The organism is [Zimmermannella] faecalis ATCC 13722 (assembly GCF_000381765.1).
Lineage (GTDB): Bacteria > Actinomycetota > Actinomycetes > Actinomycetales > Microbacteriaceae > Gulosibacter > Gulosibacter faecalis.
Window position 1 is genome coordinate 259,158 of the sequence record NZ_KB907076.1, and the last position, 19,616, is coordinate 278,773.

Genomic DNA, 19,616 nt, shown 5'->3' on the forward strand with positions numbered 1-19,616 from the left:
CCACCCCGCCTAATGTCGCACCCATGACGAACGCAGCACAGCCCGCATCGGGCGCCCACACCACCAACGGACGGCCCCACGGCTACTCAAGCATCACTCCGTTCCTCGCGCTCGAACGGCCGGGCGACGCCCTCGACTTCTACCAGCGCGTCTTCGGGGCGACCTGCATCAACTCGTCGGCGGCGGGCGATGTGATCGTGCACGCCGAGCTCGACTTCGGCAACGGTCGACTGCAGCTCGGCGCGGCCGTGCCCGACTATCACCTCGTCGCGCCGAACCTCGACAGCGACGACGTCGCCTTCTCGCTCGCGCTGTACTGCCCCGACGTGGATGCGGTGGTCGAGCGGGCAGTCGCGGCGGGCGCGGTGGTGCGCGAGCCGGTGGCCGAGTTCGTGTCGGGCGACCGGTTTGCGAGCATCCGCGACCCGTTCGGGATCCGCTGGTCGGTGATGACGCGGGTCGAGGACCTCAGCGACGCCGAGTCCGACGCCCGGGTCAAGGAGTGGCTCGCGAGCCAGGGGTAACCCGCGTGCGCCCGCGGCCCGCGCACGCGTCACGCGGCGACTCGGAAGTTGAGTGCGGCCGCGCGAGCGCGTGAACTGGATGCGTGAGTAACGACAACGCGCGCCCCGGGCGGCTCGAGGGCAAGATCGCATTCATCACGGGCGCCGGCGCGGGCATCGGCGCGGCCACAGCGGCGCGCTTCATCGAGGAGGGCGCGGAGGTCGCGGCCGTCGACCTGACGCCACCCGAAGCATTCGACCACCTGCTGCCGCTCACCGCCGACGTGCGCGACCAGGCGTCGCTGGATGCGGCGGTCTCGGCAACGCTCGAGCGATTCGGCCGTATCGACGTGCTGTTCGCGAACGCAGGCGTGCTGCTGCCCGAGGCGCCCGCCGAAGACCTCGACGAGGCGACCTGGAACACCGTCATCGACATCGACCTGTCGGGCGTGTGGCGCACCGCGAAGGCGGTGTTCCCGGCGCTGAAGCAGAATCCGCGCGGCTCGAGCGTCGTGCTCGCGTCGTCGACCGCGGGCATCCGCGGCGGCGCGAACACGAGCGCGTACACGGCGGCGAAAACGGCGCTCGTGGGGCTCGCGAAGGTGTGGGCGCACGAGCTAGGGCCGTTCGGCGGCCGCGTGAACACGACGCATCCCACCGCCGTCGGCACCGACCTGGTCTTGAACGACGCGAACCTGCGCCGGTTTCGCCCCGACCTCGAGCATCCGACCCCCGACGATGTCATCGAGGCATTCAGTGCGGGCAAGCTGCTCGACGTGCCCTGGATCGAGCCCGTCGACGTCGCGAACGCCGTGCTCTTCCTCGCAAGCGACGAAGCCCGCTACATCACGGGCACGAACCTCACGATCGACGCCGGCTCCACCACTAAGTGGGGCTAGGCAGATAGGACTCCCATGACGCTCACCACCCAGGATCTCCTCGACCGCGCCGAAATTCTCGACGCGATCAACGCCTACTCGCACGCGCTCGACCAGCGCGAGTGGGGCATCCTTGCCGATGCGTTCACGCCCGACGCCGACATCGTGCTCATCGACCGCGACACCCACTACACGCCCCAGTCGCTGCAGGATGCGCTGAGCGGGCAGAACGACTCGACCCGCCTCTCGGGGCAGCACGTCAACGGCAACACCCGCTTCGAAATCGACGGCGACACCGCGCACACCGTCACCGAGGTGCTCTGGGTCACACTGCAGACGACCGACGACCCCGAGGTGTTCAAGCACATCCGTGCCGGCGGCATCTACGTCGATGATCTCGTGCGCACCGGGGCAGGCTGGCGCATCGCCCGTCGCGAGCTCGCGCTGAAGAACCGCGTCGTCGAGTACCTGCCCTACGACGCGGCCGACGTTGAGAACATCCGCTACACCCTCGCCTCGAGCTGGTACACGACGGCGTAGCGCGCGCCCGCCCAACCGCTCATCCAACCCCCGCAAACTGACGGCAATTCGCAAGGAATCCGCGTCGAAACACGTAAATTGCCGTCAGTTCGCGGAAGTGGGTGCGGGTGGGATGGACGCCTCCGGATAGGCGGGGCCAGCGGAGGCGCGGGGCGGGGCCAGCGGAGGCGCGGGCCCCGTGGAAGGCGGGCGCGCTACGCGAGCGGGGCCTTTTCGCGCAGCAGCTTGATGAACTCGCCGAACCAGGGGCCGTTGTCGTTCCAGGCGCGGGACGTGACGAGGTTGCCGTCGACGACGGCCTCGCCGGCCTGATACGTCGCGCCGCCCGACTCGATGTCGGGCGCGACCTCGGGGAATCCCGACGACGTGCGGCCCGAGAGCACGCCCGACTTCGCGAGAATGAGCGGTCCGTGGCAGGTCGAGGCGACCGGCGCATCCTCGCCGAAGAAGTGCTTGACGATGCGCTGCACGTCGGCGTTGTTGCGCAGGTACTCGGGCGCACGGCCACCGGGGATCACGAGCGCGACGTAGTCGGCGGGGTCGACGTCAGCGACGGCGATGTCGGCGTCCCAACCGTGACCGGGCTTCTCGGTGAACGAGAAGTAGCCGGGCTCGAAGTCGTGCACGACGAACTGCAGCCGCTTCTTCTCGAGCGACGCGATGACGGGCTCGTAGCCCTCCTCACGCAGTCGCTCGTAGGGGTAGAACACTTCGAGGGTCTCGGAAAAATCGCCGGCGATGATCAGGACTTTCGACATTGCAGTCTCCTCACTAGACGGTGCTGAGTTCCCAGCCCTGCCAGTATGCGCCCGCAACCTACACGGCCGCCGAATCACCCACCCGCGGCTCGTACCGCCGCAGCTCGACCGACCCGGCGATGAGCGCCCGCAGCGACTCGAGTGAGCCCGACACGGCCCCGAGCGCGCGCGCCTGAACGACGACGTTGCCGAGCGCGGTCGCCTCGACCGGCCCCGCGATCACCGGCAGCCCGGCCCGGTCGGCGGTGAGCTGGCACAGCAGTTCGTTGAGCGAGCCGCCCCCGACGAGGTGCACGGCGCGCACCCGCACGCCCGACACCTCGGCGGCCAACCGCACGGCCTCGGCGAACGCGGCGGCGAGCGACTCGACGATGCTTCGCGCGAGCTCGGCCCGGGTGGCAGGCACGGGCATCGCGCGCTCCGACAGCCAGGCGCGGATACGCGTCGCCATATCCCCGGGCGCCGCGAACACGGGGTCGGCGACGTCGAACACGGGTTGCGGCGCCGTCACGTCGCGCGCCGCGGCAAGCAGGGTCGTGAGGTCGACGGGTTCGCCCTCGCGCTCCCACTCGCGCACGGTTTCGGAGAGCACCCAGAGCCCCATGACGTTCTTGAGGAACCGCGTGCGCCCGTCGACCCCGCGCTCGTTCGTGAAGTTCGCCTCGCGCGCGGAGTCGGTGACGAGCGGCGCGGCGAGCTCGACGCCGACGAGCCCCCACGTGCCGCAGCTGATAAACGCGACGTCGGGGTCGGTCATCGGCACACCGACCACGGCCGACGCGGTGTCGTGCGACCCGACGGCAAGCACGGGCACCCCGCCGAGCCCCGTGGCCGAGGCGGCCTCGCCGCGCACGACGCCGATCTCGTCGCCGGGGTCGACGAGGGGCGGCAGCAGCCCGGCCGGCACACCGACGCGGCCCGCGAGCTCGAGATCCCACTCGCCGCCGAGCCCGAGGAGCCCCGTCGTCGAGGCGTTCGTGCGCTCGGCGACCTCGGCGCCCGTGAGCCAGAACGCGAGCAGGTCGGGAATGAGCAGGGCCCGGTCGGCGACCTCGATCGCCCCGCCCGCCGCGACCTCGGCCGCGAACTGATAGACGGTGTTGAACGGCAGGTACTGCAGGCCGTTTCTGGCGTAGAGCTCGGCGAACGGGATGCGCGCGTGCAGCGCCTCGGCCGCCCGCGCGTTCCGCTCGTCGCGGTAGTGGAACGGCACCCCGAGCATCGTGCCGCGCCGCAGCAGCGCGTAGTCGACGGCCCACGAGTCGATGCCGATCGCGGCGACCTCGTCGACCTCACGGAGCCCGGCGAGCACGCTGCGGTAGAGCTCGACGACGTTCCAGTGCAGCCCGTCGGCGAGCGCGACGGGCCCGTTCGGGAACCGCGCGACCTGCCGCATCCGCACCTCGCCCTGGCCGACCTCGCCGAGAATCACCCGGCCCGAGGTCGCCCCGAGGTCGACGGCGGCGACCCGCACGGCGTCAGACGTCATCACGAAACGGCCTATCGCAGGAACGCGGCGGCGACGCCCGAGTCGACCGGCAGATGCACGCCCGTCGTGCGCGAGAGCTCGGGGCCCGTGAGCACGTAGACGGCGTCGGCGATGTTCTCGGGCACGACCTCGCGCTTGAGGATCGTGCGGTTCGCGTAGAACTGCCCGAGGTCTTCCTCGGCGACGCCGTAGGTCGCGGCGCGCTGCGCGCCCCAGCCGCCCGCGAAGATGCCCGAGCCGCGCACGACGCCGTCGGGGTTGATGCCATTCACGCGCACGCCGTGCTCGCCGAGCTCGACCGCGAGCAGCCGCACCTGGTGCGCCTGGTCGGCCTTCGTCGCCGAGTAGGCGATGTTGTTCGGGCCCGCGAACACCGAGTTCTTCGAGGCGATGTAGACGATGTCGCCGCCGAGGCCCTGGTCTATGAGCACGCGCGCGGCCGCCTTCGAGACGAGGAATGAGCCCTTCGCCATGACGTTGTGCTGGAGGTCCCAGTCGCGCTCGGTCGTTTCGAGCAGCGGCTTCGAGAGCGAGAGCCCCGCGTTGTTCACGATGAGGTCGAGCCCGCCGAACGCGAGCACTGCGGCGTCGACCGCCGCCTGCACCGCTGCCTCGTTCGAGACGTCGGCCGCGACGCCGACCGCGACGTCGGTCGAGCCGAGCTCGGCCGCGGCGGCCTGCGCCTTCGCGAGGTCGAGGTCGGCGATCACGACGCAGGCGCCCTCGCGGGCGAGGCGGGTCGCAACCGCCTTGCCAATGCCCGAAGCGGCGCCGGTCACGAGCGCGATGCGCCCCTGGTGCGAGCGCGGCTTCGGCCGCCGCTGCAGCTTCGCCTCTTCGAGCGCCCAGTACTCGATGCGGAACTTCTCGGACTCGTCGATCGGCTGGTACGTCGACAGCGCCTCGGCGCCGCGCATCACGTTGATCGCGTTGACGTAGAACTCGCCCGCGACGCGCGCCGTCTGCTTGTCGGCGCCGTACGAGAACATGCCGACGCCCGGCACGAGCACGATGAGCGGGTCGGCCCCGCGCATCGCGGGCGACGCCTCGTCGGCGTAGCGCTCGTAGTAGGCGGCGTAGTCGGCGCGGTAGGCCTCGTGCAGCTCGCGCAGGCGCGCGGTCTGCTCCTCGACGGATGCGGTGGCCGGCAAGTCGAGCACGAGCGGCTTCACCTTGGTGCGCAGGAAGTGGTCGGGGCAGCTGGTGCCGAGCTCGGCGAGGGGCGCGAGCTTCTCGCGCTGGAGGAAGTCGAGCACCTCCTCGGAGTCGGTGTAGTGGCCCACCATGGGCTTGTCGGCCGAGGCGATGCCGCGAATCACGCCCGCGAGCGCGGCGGCGCGCGCACGGCGCTCGCCCTCGGGCAGCGGCTCGTAGCCGGGCACGACGGCGCCGAAGGGTTCGGCCGCGCCGTTCGCGGCGATGTACTCCTCGGCAGTGCGGATGATCCAGAGAGAGTGCTCCTCGGCCTCGTCAGAGGTGTCGCCCCACGCGGTGATGCCGTGCCCGCCGAGAATGCAGCCGATCGCCTCGGGGTTCGCCTCCTTGATCGCCGCGATGTCGAGCCCGAGCTGGAACCCGGGGCGGCGCCACGGCACCCACACGACGCGGTCGCCGAAGATCTTCGCGGTGAGCGCCTCGCCGTCGGCGGCGGTCGCGATCGCGATGCCCGAGTCGGGGTGCAGGTGGTCGACATGCGCGGCGTCGACGAGCGCGTGCATCGCGGTGTCGATCGAGGGCGCCGCTCCCCCGCGGCCGTGCAGGCAGTAGTCGAACGCGGCGACCATCTCGTCTTCGCGGTCGACCCCCGGATACACGTCGCGCAGCCCGCGCACGCGGTCGAGTCGGAGCACGGCGAGGCCTGCGGCCTCGAGCGTGCCGAGGTCGCCGCCCGAGCCCTTCACCCAGAGCAGGTCGACCTCGTCGCCCGTGACGGGGTCGGTGTCGCGGCCCTTCGCCGAGGTGTTGCCGCCGGCGAAGTTCGTGTTGCGTGCATCCGCCCCGAGCCGCCTCGAGCGGGCGATGAGGTCGGCCGCGGCCGGGTTCGTGGGAGTAGTCATGCGAGGGTCATCTGCTTTCTACGCGCCCCAGCCGGCCTGCTGGCCGCCGACGCGTTCCTGAGCGATTTTGGAGAGGTAGCCCGACTCGGCGAACGCCCGCATCGGGTTCGCGGCGAGGCCGCGCGACTCGCGCCATTCGGCGAGCTGCTCGCGCACGTCGGTCTGGTAGGCGTCCATGAAGATCTCGTTCGCGGTGAGCACGTCGCCCGCGCGCTGGGCCGCGCCGAGCGCATCCCGGTCGAGCAGCAGCGCGCGCGCCGCCATCTCTTGCACGTTGAGCACCGAGCGAATCTGGCCCGGAATCTTGTCTTCAACGTTGTGGCACTGGTCGAGCATGAACGCGAGGTCGGGCGAGTTCCAGCCGCCACCGCGCATGACCTCGACGAGGATGCGGAACAGCTGGTACGGGTCGGCCGCGCCGACGATGAGGTCGTCGTCGGCGTAGAAGCGGGAGTTGAAGTCGAACGAGCCGAGCTTGCCGAGGCGCAGCAGCTGCATGACGATGAACTCGATGTTCGTGCCGGGCGCGTGGTGGCCCGTGTCGAGGCAGACCACTGCCCGCTCGCCGAGCGCCGACACCTGCGCGTAGGCGGTGCCCCAGTCGGGAACGTCGGTGTGATAGAACGCCGGCTCGAAGAACTTGTACTCGAGCACGAGTCGCTGCGAGTCGTCGAGACGGTCGTAGATCTGCTGCAGCGAGTCCTGCAGGCGGTCCTGGCGGCCGCGCAGGTCGGCCTGGCCCGGGTAGTTCGAGCCGTCGGCGAGCCAGATCTTCAGGTCGCGCGAGCCGATCGTGTTCATGATGTCGATGCACTCGAAGTGGTGGTCGATCGCCTTCTGGCGCAGCGCGTCGTCTTCGTGCGTGAGGCTGCCGAACTTGAAGTCGTCGTCTTGGAACGTGTTCGAGTTCACGGTGCCGAGTTCGACGCCGAGGTCGCGGGCGTGCCGCTGCAGGGCGGCGTAGTCGTCGACGCGATCCCACGGGTAGTGGATCGCCACGACCTGCCCGAGGCCGGTGTACCGATGCACCTCGGCGGCGTCGGTGAGCTTCTCGAAGGGGTCGCGCGGGGTGCCCGGCGTGCCGAACACCTTGAAGCGCGTGCCCGAGTTCCCGAAGGCCCACGAGGGGATTTCGATCACGAGCTGCCCGAGCGTGTCGAGCTGCTGCTGGGTGAGGGTGCGGGTCATGGTCAGCTTCCTGTCTGCGTGCGGGCGGCCTGCAGTTGGTCCCCGAGGTTGAAGATTTCGGTGAGTGGTGGGGTCTGGTCGGCGCGGCCGTCGACGTCGTCGAAGAATTCGGCCATCTCGACCTCCCAGGCGGTGGCGACCTCGCTCGCGGCGAGGTAGGCGCGGGCGGCGGCGTCATCGTCGGTTTCGTAGTAGCCGACGAGCAGGCCGTCGCCCGCGAGAAAGAGTGAGTAGTTGCGGCGGCCCGAGCGCGCGATCTCCTCGAGCATCTCGGCGCGCACGGGGGTGTGGCGCCGCAGGTACTCGTCGAGGCGGTCGGGCCGGATACGCAGGGTGAAGCACACGCGAGTCATGGGTATTGCCTTTCTGCGTATCCGGGTACCGACCCGGCCGCGAGCGTTCGACTAGAAGTCGAAGTCGCCGATGTTGTCCTTGTCGAACACGTAGGGGTCGCCGAGGAGCACGGTGCCGTCGGGGCCGACGGTGTACTCGCCGAGGCGGCCGGCCTCGAAGGTGTCGCCCTCAGCGCCGGTGATGGTGCCGTCGATGAGCGCCTGCGCGGCGAACGCCGAGAGGTAGCCGAGGTCTTCGGGGTTCCAGAGGGCGAACGCCTCAACGGTGCCGCTCTCGACGTACTCGCGCATCTGGTTCGGCGTGCCGAGGCCCGTGATCGCGACCTGGCCCGCGTACTCCGAGGTGTCGACGTAGCGCGCGGCGGCGGCGATACCGACCGTCGTCGGCGAGACGATGCCCTTGAGGTTCGGGTAGGTCTGCAGCAGCGACGAGGTCTTGTCGAACGACGTCTGGTCGTCGTCGTCGCCGTAGACGACCTCGACGAGCTCAATGTCGGGGTAGTCCGACTCGAGGTAGGCCTCCATGAGCTCGATCCAGGCGTTCTGGTTCGTCGCGTTTGCCGAGGCCGAGAGGATCGCGATCTCGCCCTCGCCGCCGATCTGGTCGGCGATGAGGTCGATCTGCGTCTTCGCGATGCCCTCGGCGTCGGCCTGGTTCACGAAGATGTCGCGGCACTCGGGGTCGGTGTCGGAGTCGAAGGTGACGACCTTGACGCCGGCGCTCTTCGCCTCGTTGAGGGCCGAGCAGATGGCGGTGGGGTCGTTCGCCGAGATGACGATCGAGCCGACCTGCTGCTGCGTGAGCGTGTTGATGTAGCTGACCTGGCCGTCGGGGGTCGCCTCGGCGGGGCCGACCTCGTTGAAGGTGCCGCCGAACTCCTCGACGGCGGCCTTGCCACCGGTCGACGAGGCGTCGAAGTACGGGTTTCCGAGGTTCTTCGGTACGAACGTCACCGAAAGGTCGCCGCTGCCCGAGGCCGGGTCAGACGAACCGGTGGTGCCGCCGGTGTCGGCGCAGCCCGCGAGGGCGATCGAGGCGGCCGCTGCGGCCGCGATGAGGGCGCCGAGGCGGCGCTTTCCAGCAAACTTCATTGTCTTGCCTTTCGTGTGGGTTCGGGTGGGGTTGAGGGTCGGGGGTTGAGGGTCGGGGTTGTGGTTGGGGCTCGGGTACGGATACACGGGTCGAGCCGCGCGATCAGCCAGACATCGCGGGGGTCGCGGCCCGGGCGGCGCGCGCCGCGACCGAGCGGCTGCGGCGCAGCTGCACCCAGTCGACGACGCTCGCGACGACGACCGAGGCGACGAGCAGCACGCCGGTGATGATGTTGATGACGTCGCTCGTGACGTTCGCGAGGCGCAGCGCGCTCGAGAGCGTGCCGATGAGCAGGGCCGCGGCGACGACGCCGTAGAGCTTGCCGCGGCCGCCGAACACCGAGACGCCGCCGAGCACGACCGCGGCGATCACCTGCAGCTCGAGCCCGGTCGCGTTGTCGCCGCGGGCCGAGCCGTAGCGCAGCGTGAAGAAGATGCCGGCGAACGCCGCGACGACGCCCGTGAAGATGAACAGCCAGAACTTCGTGCGCTCGACGCGCACGCCCGAGAACCGGGCCGCGTCGGCGCTGAGGCCGAGGGCGTAGATGCCGCGGCCGAAGGTCGAGAAGTGGAGGAGCACGACGAATACGGCGAGCAGCAGCACGAACGGCAGCATGATGTACGGCAGCGGGGTGCCCGAGATCTTCGCCTGCGCGAGGGCGGTCCACTCCTGCGGGAAGCTCGTGACGGCGGCGGTGCCGAGCAGGCCGACCGCGATGCCGCGGAAGAGCGCCATCGTGCCGATCGTGACGGCGAGCGACGGGAGGCCGACGACCGTGACGAGGAACCCGTTCACGACGCCGCCGAGCACGCCGACCGCGAGCGCGATGATCGCCGCGAGCCCGAACCCGACGCCGGCCTGCACGAGCACGCCCGTGACGACCGAGGAGAGGCCGACCATCGACCCCACCGAGAGGTCGATTTCGCCCGTGATCATCACGAGCGTCATCGGCAGCGCGATGAGGAGGATCGGCGCGACGTCCATGAGCAGGTACGTGAGCGTGATCGGCTGCGCGAAGCCGCGAATGGAGATTGCGGCGACGCAGGCGACGGCGATGAGCAGCAGCACGATCGCCATCTCGCGCGTGAGCAGCACGCGGCGCAGGGCGGAACGGCCGTGGAAGGCGATGGGCCGAGTCGGTGCGGTCATGACTGATCCCTCGATTCGATGAGGCGCCGTTTCTGGCGCAGGGCGACGACCCGGTCGAGCACGATCGCACCAAGAATGAGCAGGCCGACGACGAAGCGCTGCCAGAAGTCGGGAATGCCGAGCACCGGCAGGGCGCGGTTGATGGTCGCGAGCAGCATTGCGCCGATCGCGGCGCCCCACAGGGAGCCGACGCCGCCCGTGATCGCGACGCCACCGATGACGGCCGCGCCGACCGCGTCGAGCTCCCAGCTCGCGCCGGCCTGCGAGTTCACGGTGCCGTAGCGGGCGGCGTAGAAGACGCCGGCGAGGCCCGCGAGCGCGCCCGAGCAGACGAACGCGGTGAGGATGCGCTTCGTCGTCTTCAGGCCGTAGAGCTCGGCCGCCGCGGGGTCGGAGCCGATCGCGTAGAACTCGCGGCCGCCGCGGGTGTGCTTCATGAACCACGCCGCGACGAACAGCACGACGAAGGCGACGATCGCGAGAATCGGAATCGTGAGCACCTGGCCGGTGCCGAGCCCCAGGAACTCGCGGGGCATATCCGAGGCGTTGATGCGGTCGCTGCCCGTCCAGAGCACGTTGATGCCGCGGTACGCGTAGAGCGTGCCGAGCGTGATGACCATCGATGGCACCCGCGCGAACGCGACGAGCGCGCCGTTGATGAGCCCGAGCAGGCCGCCGAAGATGACGACGAGCAGCACGACCGCGATGATCGGGGTGCCCTCGAGGTCGATGAACAGGCGGCCCGTGAGGTAGGCCGACAGGCCCATGACCGAGCCGACCGAGAGGTCGACGTTGCGGGTGACGAGCACGATCGCCTGGCCGATCGCGACGAGCATGAGGATCGACGGGGTGAGCAGCAGGTCGCGCCAGCCGTCGTGCGAGAACGTGAAGTTTGGGTTCTTCGCGGTCGCGGCGACGACGACGAGCACGAGGGCCAGCAGGATGCTCGCCTCGCGCACGCGGCCCATGACCGACAGGCGGCGGGTCACCCGCGAGGTGGGGATCGCCTTCGTAGTGACGGGCTTCAGCCCGGGGAGATTGCTCACGCGGCCGGCTCCTTATCTTGAGTGTCGGCGTCGTGGTGGTCGGAGTCATGGGTCGCGAGGTGCATGATCGACTCCTGCGTCGCATCCGCCCGGCTCAGCTCGCCGGTGAGGCGGCCCTCGCGCATGACGAGCACGCGGTCGGCCATGCCGAGCACCTCGGGGAGCTCAGACGAGATCATGAGCACGGCCATGCCCTGGCCCGCGAGCTCCGAGAGCAGGCGGTGCACCTCAGACTTCGTGCCGACGTCGATGCCGCGGGTCGGCTCGTCGATGATGAGCACCTTCGGCCCGCGCGAGAGCCACTTCGCGAGCACGACCTTCTGCTGGTTGCCGCCCGAGAGGGTCGCAGCGACGGTGTCGAGCGCGTTCGTCTTCACCTCGAGGCGGCTCGCCCAGATCTCGGCGGCGCGGTTCTCGATGCCGGTCGTGATGAGGCCCCACTTCGCGAGTCGCCCGCGCAGGGCGAGGGTCGTGTTGCGGCCCACCGTGTCTTCGATGACGAGGCCCTGGTGGCGGCGGTCTTCGGGCACGAGCGCGAGGCCCGCGCGCATCGCCGCGTCGGGGCGGCCCTTCGCGAGCGGCTTGCCGTCGATGCGGACGCTGCCGCTCTGGTAGCCGTCGACGCCGAACACGGCGCGCACGACCTCGCTGCGGCCCGCGCCGACAAGGCCGGCGAGCGCGACGATCTCGCCGCGGCGCACGTCGAAGTCGATGTCGTTGAAGACGCCCGGCTGCGTGAGCCCGCGCACCTCGAGCACCGTGTCGCCGATCTCGGCGGGCTGCTTCGGGAACAGGTCGGTCACGTCGCGGCCGACCATGCGCTTCACGATCTGGTCGACGGTCGCGTCGGCGGTCGTGACCGTCTCGATGTAGGCGCCGTCGCGCATGACCGTGATGCGGTCGCAGAGCGCGAAGACCTCTTCGAAGCGGTGAGAGATGAAGATGAGCCCGCGGCCCTCGTCGCGCAGCGCGCGGGCGATCGTGAAGAGGCGCTCGACCTCGACGCCCGAGAGGGCGGCGGTCGGCTCGTCCATGATCAGCAGGCGCGCGTCGAGCGACACGGCCTTCGCGATCTCGATGACCTGTTGGTCGGCGATCGAGAGGCCCTCGGCTGGGCGATCGGGGTCGATCTTCACGCCGAGGCGGGTGAACAGGCGCTCGACCTCGCGGCGCATCGCCTTCGCGTCGATGCGGCCGAAGCGGCCCGTGGGCTGGCGGCCCATGAAGATGTTCTCGGTGACCGTGAGGTCGGGGAACAGCGTCGGTTCCTGGTAGATCACGGCGATGCCGGCGTCTTTCGACTGCGCCGTCGAGCTGAAGTCGACGTCCTCGCCGTCGAGTCGGAGCGTGCCCGAGTCGCGCTGGTAGAGGCCGGCGATGATCTTCACGAGCGTCGACTTGCCGGCGCCGTTCTCGCCCACGAGGGCGTGGATCGACCCGTGGTCGACCTGAATCGTGCCCGAACGCAGCGCGACGACCGACCCGAAGGTCTTCTTCACGTCGCGCAGTTCGAGTACTGGAGCCTGGGACATACTCCGTCCTCTCGTCATTGAGGCTGGGGCGGGGGTGGATGCGCTTCCGGGCGTCGCTGCCGTTATGAAACGTTCCAAGGGGTTGCTCAGAATCTATGGCACCCGTCAGGAAGTGTCAAGCATCCGCAGAATTTCCGATTCGCAAATTGCGCGTTATGATTCGGTTCAATGCCGTTCACGGTTGCATTCAACGCGGAATGCGGGCGCGCCGTGACGGGTGAGCCGCAAGCGTGTGCAGGAGGCCGCTATGGGAGTGAACATGCGCGACATCGCGACCGCCGCGGGCGTGAGCATGGGCACCGTCTCGAACGTGCTCAACCACCCCGAGCGCGTCTCGCCGCAGCTCGTCGAGCGGGTGCAGGCGCACATCGAGCGACTCGGCTACGTGCGCAACGACGCCGCGCGCCAGCTGCGGGCCGGGCGCAGTGACACGATCGGGCTCGTCGTGCTCGACCTGCGCAACCCCTTCTTCACCGAGGTCGCCCGCGGCGCCGAGATCCGCGGCGAGGAACGCGGGCTCGGGCTCATGGTGACGAACAGCGACGACCGGCTCTACCGGGAGCGTCGGCACATTGACCACTTCGAAGAGCAGCGCGTGCGCGGGCTGCTCATTACCCCCACGCAGGGTGGGCTCGACCGGCTCCACCGGGTGCGCGACAACGGCACGCCCGTCGTGCTCGTCGACCGTGAGTCGCGCGACAAGTCGTTCCCGTCAGTGTCGGTTGACGATGTCGCGGGCGGGTATCTCGCGACGAAGCACCTGCTCGACACGGGGCGGCGACGCATCGCGTTCACGGGCGGGCCGCTCTCGATTCGCCAGGTGACCGACCGCCTCGAGGGAGCGCAGCGGGCCGCGGCCGAGGTGCCGGGCGCATCCGTCGAGTTCCTCGGCACGCCCGCCCTCACGGTCGACGCGGGGCGCGACGTCGGGCGGCTCATCTGCGACCGCTCCCCCGGCGACCTGCCCGACGGCGTGTTCGCGGCGAACGACCTGCTCGCCGTGGGGCTGCTGCAGGCGTTCGTCATGATCGGCAAGCTGCGGGTGCCCGACGACATCGCGCTCGTCGGCTACGACGACATCGACTTCGCCGCATCCACCGTGATTCCCCTCACGTCGGTGCGACAGCCCGCCGCCGAAATTGGCGCGACCGCCGTCGACCTGCTCGTCGACCTCACGACCGGCGACGGCGCCGAGCGCGAGCACGATCGGGTCGTGTTTCAGCCCGAGCTCATCGTGCGCGGCACGGCGTAGTCACGGCCGCTTTCAGGGCAGCTACGGCGCGAGTACGAGCCCGATCACGAGGATCGACGGGAGCGCGAGCAGCGCCGACGCGAACGTGATGTCGCGCACCGCGAGCGTCGGCAGCCCGAACTGCGTCGAGAACAGGAACACGTTCTGCGCCGTCGGCAGCGCCGCCATGATCACGACGCCGAAGAGCTCCGTGCCACCCAGGCCGAACACGTACGCGCCGAGCAGCCACGCGATGACCGGCAGCAGCGCGAGCTTCACGACGAGCCCGATGAGCACATCCGGCAAAATCTCCCGCGTGCGGAACGGGGTCTGCCCGACGAGGCTCATGCCGAACACCATGAGCAGCAGCGGCACCGACGCGTGGCCGAGCATGTCGAGCGGCTCCCAGAGCACGGCCGGCACCTCGAACCCGGTGAGCGAGATCGCCGCGCCGATGACGGCGGCGATCGTGACGGGGTTCGCGACCGACTTGAGAATGAGCTTCGGGGTGGATGCGCGCTCCTCGCCATCGCGCCGCTGCGCGTGGCTCGTCGCGAGGGCGAACAGCGTGAGGAAGAGCGGCGCGATGACGAGCAGCTGCGTCACGAGCACCGAGATCGCCGGCACGGCGCTCGACACCGAAAACAGGGCGATCGGGAGGCCGATGTTGCCGGCGTTCGCGTACGCCGACGCCATCGACGCCGGGAGGGCGTCAATGAGGCGTCGGCGCAGCACGAAGCGAGAGAGGAGGAAGTACACCGCGGCCGCGACGAGGGCGCTCACGAGGGCGATCGGCACGTAGATGCCAATGACCTGCCGCAGGTCGGTCTCGGCGAGGAGCACGACCATGAGCACGGGGTTCGTGACGTAGTAGATCGTCGGCGAGAGGCCATCCTGCATCGTGCGGCTCACCTGCCGCGGCAGGGCGAGCCGCGCGATGAGCCCCACGATGATCAGGATGAGTACGACCCCGAAGCCCATGAGTACGCCTTCCAAGCGCAGCTCCCTTCGTGGTCGATCGTGGTTCGGATGCTACCGAACGAGGCAGGGCTATCGAACCAGGCAGGGGCGCTTCGGGTCGAACGACCAGTCCTCCACGAGGTACTGCATGCCGATCGCGTCGTCGCGCGAGCCGAGGCCGTGCTGCACGTAGAGCTCGTGCGCTTCGGCGAGGCGGTCGCGGTCGAGCTCGACGCCGAGGCCCGGGGTCTCGGGCACGGCGATCTCGCCGCCGCGGATCTCGAGCGGCTGCTTCGTGAGGCGCTGGCCGTCCTGCCAGATCCAGTGGGTGTCGAGCGCCGTGATCTCACCGGGTGCGGCGGCGCCGACCTGCGTGAACATCGCGAGGGAGATGTCGAAGTGGTTGTTCGAGTGCGAGCCCCACGTGAGGCCGAAGTCGTGGCAGAGCTGGGCGACGCGGGTCGAGCCCGACATGGTCCAGAAGTGCGGGTCGGCGAGGGGGATGTCGACCGCGTTCGTGCGCACGGCGTGCGACATTTCGCGCCAGTCGGTTGCGATCATGTTCGTCGCGGTGCGCAGGCCGGTGCGGCGCTTGAACTCCGCCATGACCTCGCGGCCCGAGAAGCGGCCCTCGGCGCCGACCGGGTCTTCGGCGTAGGCGAGCACGGGGCGCAGGCGGTCGGCGAGGCGCACGGCGTCGTCGAGCAGCCAGCCGCCGTTCGGGTCGAGCGTGATGCGCGCATCCGGGAATGCCTCCTTGAGCGCGGTGACCGCGTCGGCCTCCTGGTCGCCCGTGAGCACGCCGCCCTTGAGCTTGAAGTCCTTGAAGCCGTAGCGGTCGGCCGCGGCGCGGGCGAGGGCGACGATCGAGTCGGGATCCATCGCCTCCTCGCGGCGCAGGCGGAACCACTCGTCGCTCGAGTCGCCCTCGCGCAGGTAGGGCAGGTCGGTCTTGTCGGGGTCGGCGACGTAGAACAGGTAGCCGAGCATCGGCACCGCCGCGCGCTGCTGGCCGTCGCCGAGGAGTTCGGCGAGCGGCACGCCGAGCTCCTGCGAGTGAAGGTCGAGCAGCGCCGACTCGATGCCGGTGACCGCGTGCACCGTCGTGCGCAGGTCGAAGGTCTGCAGGCCGCGGCCGCCACTGTCGCGGTCGCCATAGGTGGCGGCGACCTCGCGCAGCAGGCTGCGGAAGCGGGCGACGGGCTTGCCGGTGAGCAGGCTCGACGCCTCTTCGATCGTCGACCGGATCGGCTCGCCGCCCGGCACCTCACCGAGGCCCTCGCGGCCGTCGGAGTCGGTGATGATCACGACGTTGCGGGTGAAGAACGGGGCGTGCGCGCCCGAGAGGTTGAGGAGCATCGAGTCGTGGCCGGCGACCGGCACGACCTCGACCTTGGCGATAGTTGCGTTGCTCATGGGAATTCTCCTTCGGGGTGTGGCCTGCCCGCGCTGTTGCGGTGCGGCGGTGTCGAGGGCGGTCGTTAGGCGGTGATGAAGAGGCTGAGGAGCAGCACGCCGATGATGCCGAGCACGGCGAGCGTGGTCGTGTAGGTCGTGCGCACCTTGATGGCTTCGCCGACGCTCAGGTTGAAGTACTCCTTGAACATCCAGAAGCCGGGGTCGTTGACGTGGCTGAAGGCGATCGAACCGCACGCGGTTGCGAGCACCATGAGTTCGGGCGAGGCGCCGCTCACGGCGACGAGCGGTGCCGCGATACCGGCCGCGGTCGAGACGGCGACGGTCGCCGAGCCGAGCGCGATGCGGAGGATGGCCGCGATGAGCCAGGCGAGGATCAGCGGGTTGAGCGCCCAGCCGCCGGCGGTGTCGGCGATGTAGTCGGCGATGCCCGCCGAGGTGAGCACCTCCTTGAACGAGCCGCCGGCGCCGATGACGAGGAGGATCATCGCCATGGCCTTCGCGGCCTCACCCATCGACTTCGCGACCTCCTTGAGCGGGCGGCCGTTGGCCGGGCCGAACACGATCACGGCGAGGAGCAGCGTGATGAGCAGCGCGATCGGGGTTGAGCCGACGAACTTCAGGGTGCTCACGAGGGCTTCCGAGCTCGGCTCGGTCATGACGATGACCTCGGAGCCGGCGATGAGGATGATCGGGAACAGGGCGACGGCGAACGACGCCCAGCGGGAGGGGAGCTCATCGTCGGTGAATTCCTTGTCAGAGACGAGGCCTTCGGGGATCGACGGGTTGATCTTGCGCACGAACGGGAGGCGCGGCCAGAGCATGGCGACGAGGATGCCCGCGGGCACCGCGATGAGCAGGCCGTACGCGAGCGTGAGGCCGACCGAGGCGTCGTAGAGGCCCGCGACGGCGGTGGGGCCGGGGTGCGGGGGCAGGAACGAGTGCATCGTCGAGAGCGAGATCGACATGGGGAGGCCGACCCAGAGCAGGTTGACCTTGGTGGCGCGGGCGAGCGTGAACGCGACCGGCACGACGATGACGAACGCCACCTCGTAGAACATCGTGACGCCGATGAGCATCGACGAGATGACCATGGCCCACTGCACGCCCTTCGGGCCGAAGGCGTTGAGGATCGCCTTCGCGATGCGCTGTGCGGCGCCCGCGTCACCCATGACGCGACCGATCATTGCGCCGAGGCCGATGACGACGGCCGTGCCGCCGAGCTGGCTACCGAGCCCATCCTCGATCAGGCCGGGGATGTCCCCGAGACCGAGTTGTTCGCCGTCAGCCGTGAGGTTGCCGGTGGCGACGCCCCAGAGCGCGACGAGTACCGCCACGATCATGAGGGCAACGAATCCGTTCAGCTTGAACTTCATCATGAGGAGCAAAAGGAGCAGGACGGCGAGTCCAACAATGATCAGAGGCAAATCGCATCTCCATCGAGGCGGGTAATGGTGTTGAGTTGTTGTGTTCGACGATGGCGGCAATCGTTGCCGGGATCGTGAACCTGACAAACTCTAGGTTCGCGTGATCGTTTCCGTCCAAGACTTTCAACGCATCTATTGATACCCCGAACGCATCATTGAGTTGCCGCGATGTCGGCGTACTGCTGGGCGGCGGAGGCGACGCGCACCTGGTAGTCGTTCGTGTCGTTGTAGGAGCGCACGGCGGCGATCCACGCGTCGGCGTCTTCGAGCCCGCCCGATGACTGGCACAGGTAGGTGGCGGCGCTGAGGGCGGCGTCGTCGATGTTCTGTGGGTCGGCGATGCCGTCGCCGCTGCCGTCTTGGCCGTAGAGCTGCCAGGTGGAGGGGATGAACTGCATTGGGCCGACCGCGCGGTCCCAGGTGGCGTCGCCGTCGAGGGCTCCCCCGTCGGTGTCGGGGATTGCCTGGGTCGAGGTTCCGTCGAGCGGGATGCCGATGATCGGCGGCTGTGCCGTGCCGTCGTCGCCGATGCCGCCGCCCTGGAGCGTGCCGTGGTGGGACTCGACGTAGCCGATTCCGGCGAGCGTGTTCCACCCGACTCGGCATCCGGTGGACTCGAGCACGGCGATGTCGGCGCCCGCGTAGGCGGCGAGGGCGCGGATGGGGATGCCCGTCGCCGCGGATACCCGCTGCAGCCAGTCGGGGTCGGCGAGGGTCGCGATGCCCTGCTGGCTCGCGCCCTGTTCGCCAGGCTCAGCCGCGGCCGCGGCCGCGGGCGCGTCGGCCGGCGCGGGTGGCTGCGCGTTCGGGTCGTATTCGGGTGCGGTGACCTGCTGCTGTTGCTGGTCGAGGGTCGCGAAGACGGCCCATGTCGTGAGGCCGGTGAGCACGAGCACGCCGACGAGGATGCCAACCAGCACCGTGATCATGGTTCGGTCAGCGAGGATGCGCATGCGCTCGAGGGTATCGACTCGGCGATGGTGTCTCGGAGATGGCGTCTCGCGGACTCAGCACCGCTGCCGCACCTTCGGTGCGTACCTTCTTCGCCCGCCGAGCCTCGGGGTGCGGTCGGGATACACGCTCGCGGGCGGGATGAACCACACCTCGTCGAGCACGCTGAACCGGGCCGGGCGTGCCGGACCTTGGTACGGGTCGGCCGTGTCGGGCGGAACGATGCGGATCTGCCACTCGTCGTCATGGATGCGGTGGTGACAGGTCGTGCACAGCAGGATCAGGTTCGAGAGATCCGTTGGCCCCGCATCGCGGGTCCAGTACCGGACGTGGTGCACCTCGCACATCGACGGCTCGAGCCCGCAGAACGCGCAGCCGCCATCGCGCTCGATCAGGGCTTTGCGCTGGGCGGGTGTCGCGAGGCGGGATGCGCGCCCGAGATCGAGTACTTCGCCTGCGCCGCCGAGCACGACCGGGATGATCCCCGCCTTCGCGCACAGCCGCCGGGCAGCGCTCGCGCTGATCGCCGCGGGCAGGCCGTCGATCGTCGCGAGCCCGGCGCTGGTGAACGCGCTGCGCGGGTCGAGACCGGTCGCTTCATCGGTTGAGTCTTCGGCATCGTCAACGTCATCGAGCAATCCCGCGCGTCGCGGGCGCGGTCGATGAGGTCGCGGTCCTGCATCCGCACGACCACCTGCGTCGAGCAGCCGGGGAGCTCGTTGCAGCCGATCGCGTGCTGGCAGAGCATGATGAACGCGTCTGCCCGCAACTGCCGGACCGTGCGCGTCTCCGCCACGATCGGCGAAACCTCGCCCTCGCTCTCGACCTCGCCTTCCGTGCGGTCGCGGTCGACGTCTCGGACGACGCCGGTGACGCTGCCGTCGGGGTTGTTCGCGCCCCGCGACTTTCGAAGTTCGTTTGTCACGTATGCGTTCACCCCGGCGAGGATCGGTGCGGCACTCGCCGCGTCCAACAGTCCCTTGATCCGTACCTGCCCCGTTGGCAGCACCGTCATGTCGAAGTACCGGCCGGCATACGCTTCGGC

Annotated in this window: 18 protein-coding genes; 4 read left to right on the forward strand and 14 right to left on the reverse strand. The window is 69.6% G+C overall.

The features are described 5' to 3' along the window. The first annotated feature begins 23 nt into the window (after nt 1-23). From G328_RS0105670 to G328_RS0105680, 3 genes are all read left to right on the forward strand, one after another. Nucleotides 24-524 (forward strand): VOC family protein, encoded by a 501-nt coding sequence (locus G328_RS0105670; protein WP_019618375.1) that lies wholly within the window; start codon nt 24-26, stop codon nt 522-524. Between the two features lie 83 nt (nt 525-607). Then, nucleotides 608-1,402 carry an SDR family oxidoreductase gene (locus G328_RS0105675; protein WP_019618376.1) on the forward strand — a complete coding sequence of 265 codons (795 nt, stop codon included), beginning with the start codon at nt 608-610 and terminating at the stop codon, nt 1,400-1,402. A gap of 15 nt (nt 1,403-1,417) precedes the next feature. Further along, nucleotides 1,418-1,921 (forward strand): nuclear transport factor 2 family protein, encoded by a 504-nt coding sequence (locus G328_RS0105680; RefSeq protein WP_019618377.1) that lies wholly within the window; start codon nt 1,418-1,420, stop codon nt 1,919-1,921. 194 nt (nt 1,922-2,115) lie between these two features. On the opposite strand, the gene G328_RS0105685 is transcribed toward G328_RS0105680, so the two are convergent. The 9 genes from G328_RS0105685 to G328_RS0105725 all read right to left on the reverse strand — a co-directional run bounded on the left by G328_RS0105685 (nt 2,116) and on the right by G328_RS0105725 (nt 12,586). Next, on the reverse strand, nt 2,116-2,679 hold the full coding sequence (locus G328_RS0105685) for a DJ-1/PfpI family protein (RefSeq protein WP_019618378.1): 564 nt from the start codon (nt 2,677-2,679) through the stop codon (nt 2,116-2,118). 58 nt (nt 2,680-2,737) lie between these two features. Beyond that, the gene (locus G328_RS0105690) at nt 2,738-4,168 is read right to left on the reverse strand and encodes a rhamnulokinase (protein WP_019618379.1); all 1,431 of its coding nucleotides are present in this window, start codon (nt 4,166-4,168) and stop codon (nt 2,738-2,740) included. Nucleotides 4,169-4,179: 11 nt separating this feature from the next. Then, nucleotides 4,180-6,225, reverse strand: coding sequence for a bifunctional rhamnulose-1-phosphate aldolase/short-chain dehydrogenase (locus G328_RS0105695; RefSeq protein ID WP_019618380.1), 2,046 nt, complete (start codon nt 6,223-6,225; stop codon nt 4,180-4,182). A gap of 18 nt (nt 6,226-6,243) precedes the next feature. Beyond that, entirely contained in the window at nt 6,244-7,413 is a 1,170-nt protein-coding gene (gene rhaI / locus G328_RS0105700; RefSeq protein WP_019618381.1) for an L-rhamnose isomerase, read from the reverse strand. A 2-nt stretch (nt 7,414-7,415) separates the two neighbouring features. Then, nucleotides 7,416-7,766 carry an L-rhamnose mutarotase gene (locus G328_RS0105705; RefSeq protein WP_019618382.1) on the reverse strand — a complete coding sequence of 117 codons (351 nt, stop codon included), beginning with the start codon at nt 7,764-7,766 and terminating at the stop codon, nt 7,416-7,418. Between the two features lie 51 nt (nt 7,767-7,817). After that, nucleotides 7,818-8,858: a rhamnose ABC transporter substrate-binding protein gene (gene rhaS / locus G328_RS0105710; protein ID WP_019618383.1), complete on the reverse strand. Its 1,041-nt coding sequence runs from the start codon at nt 8,856-8,858 to the stop codon at nt 7,818-7,820. 103 nt (nt 8,859-8,961) lie between these two features. Next, the gene (locus tag G328_RS0105715) at nt 8,962-10,008 is read right to left on the reverse strand and encodes an ABC transporter permease (RefSeq protein ID WP_019618384.1); all 1,047 of its coding nucleotides are present in this window, start codon (nt 10,006-10,008) and stop codon (nt 8,962-8,964) included. Beyond that, the gene (locus tag G328_RS0105720) at nt 10,005-11,054 is read right to left on the reverse strand and encodes an ABC transporter permease (protein WP_019618385.1); all 1,050 of its coding nucleotides are present in this window, start codon (nt 11,052-11,054) and stop codon (nt 10,005-10,007) included. Before G328_RS0105720 ends, G328_RS0105715 begins: the two co-directional genes overlap by 4 nt. Next, nucleotides 11,051-12,586, reverse strand: a complete 1,536-nt coding sequence (locus tag G328_RS0105725) for a sugar ABC transporter ATP-binding protein (protein ID WP_019618386.1) — start codon at nt 12,584-12,586, stop codon at nt 11,051-11,053. The genes G328_RS0105720 and G328_RS0105725 overlap by 4 nt, the downstream gene beginning before the upstream one ends. A gap of 247 nt (nt 12,587-12,833) precedes the next feature. Here G328_RS0105725 and G328_RS0105730 point away from each other — a divergent pair, with 247 nt between their 5' ends. Continuing rightward, on the forward strand, nt 12,834-13,838 hold the full coding sequence (locus tag G328_RS0105730) for a LacI family DNA-binding transcriptional regulator (RefSeq protein ID WP_019618387.1): 1,005 nt from the start codon (nt 12,834-12,836) through the stop codon (nt 13,836-13,838). 21 nt (nt 13,839-13,859) lie between these two features. Here the strand turns inward: G328_RS0105730 and G328_RS0105735 are convergent, their stop codons facing one another. From G328_RS0105735 to G328_RS16720, 5 genes are all read right to left on the reverse strand, one after another. Continuing rightward, on the reverse strand, nt 13,860-14,813 hold the full coding sequence (locus G328_RS0105735; protein WP_110463787.1) for an AEC family transporter: 954 nt from the start codon (nt 14,811-14,813) through the stop codon (nt 13,860-13,862). A gap of 54 nt (nt 14,814-14,867) precedes the next feature. Then, nucleotides 14,868-16,193, reverse strand: coding sequence for an enolase C-terminal domain-like protein (locus tag G328_RS0105740; protein WP_019618389.1), 1,326 nt, complete (start codon nt 16,191-16,193; stop codon nt 14,868-14,870). Between the two features lie 65 nt (nt 16,194-16,258). Further along, nucleotides 16,259-17,620 carry a gluconate:H+ symporter gene (locus G328_RS0105745; RefSeq protein WP_019618390.1) on the reverse strand — a complete coding sequence of 454 codons (1,362 nt, stop codon included), beginning with the start codon at nt 17,618-17,620 and terminating at the stop codon, nt 16,259-16,261. A 152-nt stretch (nt 17,621-17,772) separates the two neighbouring features. Then, on the reverse strand, nt 17,773-18,573 hold the full coding sequence (locus G328_RS0105750) for a lytic transglycosylase domain-containing protein (RefSeq protein ID WP_019618391.1): 801 nt from the start codon (nt 18,571-18,573) through the stop codon (nt 17,773-17,775). A gap of 54 nt (nt 18,574-18,627) precedes the next feature. Continuing rightward, on the reverse strand, nt 18,628-19,209 hold the full coding sequence (locus tag G328_RS16720; protein ID WP_019618392.1) for an HNH endonuclease: 582 nt from the start codon (nt 19,207-19,209) through the stop codon (nt 18,628-18,630). Between the last annotated feature and the right edge of the window lie 407 nt (nt 19,210-19,616).

Bases quoted from the DNA above. Each gene is read 5' to 3' on its own strand.
- G328_RS0105740 (WP_019618389.1), bottom strand. From the start codon at position 16,193: ATGAGCAACGCAACTATCGCCAAGGTCGAGGTCGTGCCGGTCGCCGGC.
- G328_RS0105715 (WP_019618384.1), bottom strand. From the start codon at position 10,008: ATGACCGCACCGACTCGGCCCATCGCCTTCCACGGCCGTTCCGCCCTG.
- G328_RS0105695 (WP_019618380.1), bottom strand. From the start codon at position 6,225: ATGACTACTCCCACGAACCCGGCCGCGGCCGACCTCATCGCCCGCTCG.
- G328_RS0105685 (WP_019618378.1), bottom strand. From the start codon at position 2,679: ATGTCGAAAGTCCTGATCATCGCCGGCGATTTTTCCGAGACCCTCGAA.
- G328_RS0105680 (WP_019618377.1), top strand. From the start codon at position 1,418: ATGACGCTCACCACCCAGGATCTCCTCGACCGCGCCGAAATTCTCGAC.
- G328_RS0105690 (WP_019618379.1), bottom strand. From the start codon at position 4,168: ATGACGTCTGACGCCGTGCGGGTCGCCGCCGTCGACCTCGGGGCGACC.
- rhaI (WP_019618381.1), bottom strand. From the start codon at position 7,413: ATGACCCGCACCCTCACCCAGCAGCAGCTCGACACGCTCGGGCAGCTC.
- rhaS (WP_019618383.1), bottom strand. From the start codon at position 8,858: ATGAAGTTTGCTGGAAAGCGCCGCCTCGGCGCCCTCATCGCGGCCGCA.
- G328_RS0105725 (WP_019618386.1), bottom strand. From the start codon at position 12,586: ATGTCCCAGGCTCCAGTACTCGAACTGCGCGACGTGAAGAAGACCTTC.
- G328_RS0105730 (WP_019618387.1), top strand. From the start codon at position 12,834: ATGGGAGTGAACATGCGCGACATCGCGACCGCCGCGGGCGTGAGCATG.
- G328_RS0105705 (WP_019618382.1), bottom strand. From the start codon at position 7,766: ATGACTCGCGTGTGCTTCACCCTGCGTATCCGGCCCGACCGCCTCGAC.
- G328_RS0105750 (WP_019618391.1), bottom strand. From the start codon at position 18,573: ATGCGCATCCTCGCTGACCGAACCATGATCACGGTGCTGGTTGGCATC.
- G328_RS0105670 (WP_019618375.1), top strand. From the start codon at position 24: ATGACGAACGCAGCACAGCCCGCATCGGGCGCCCACACCACCAACGGA.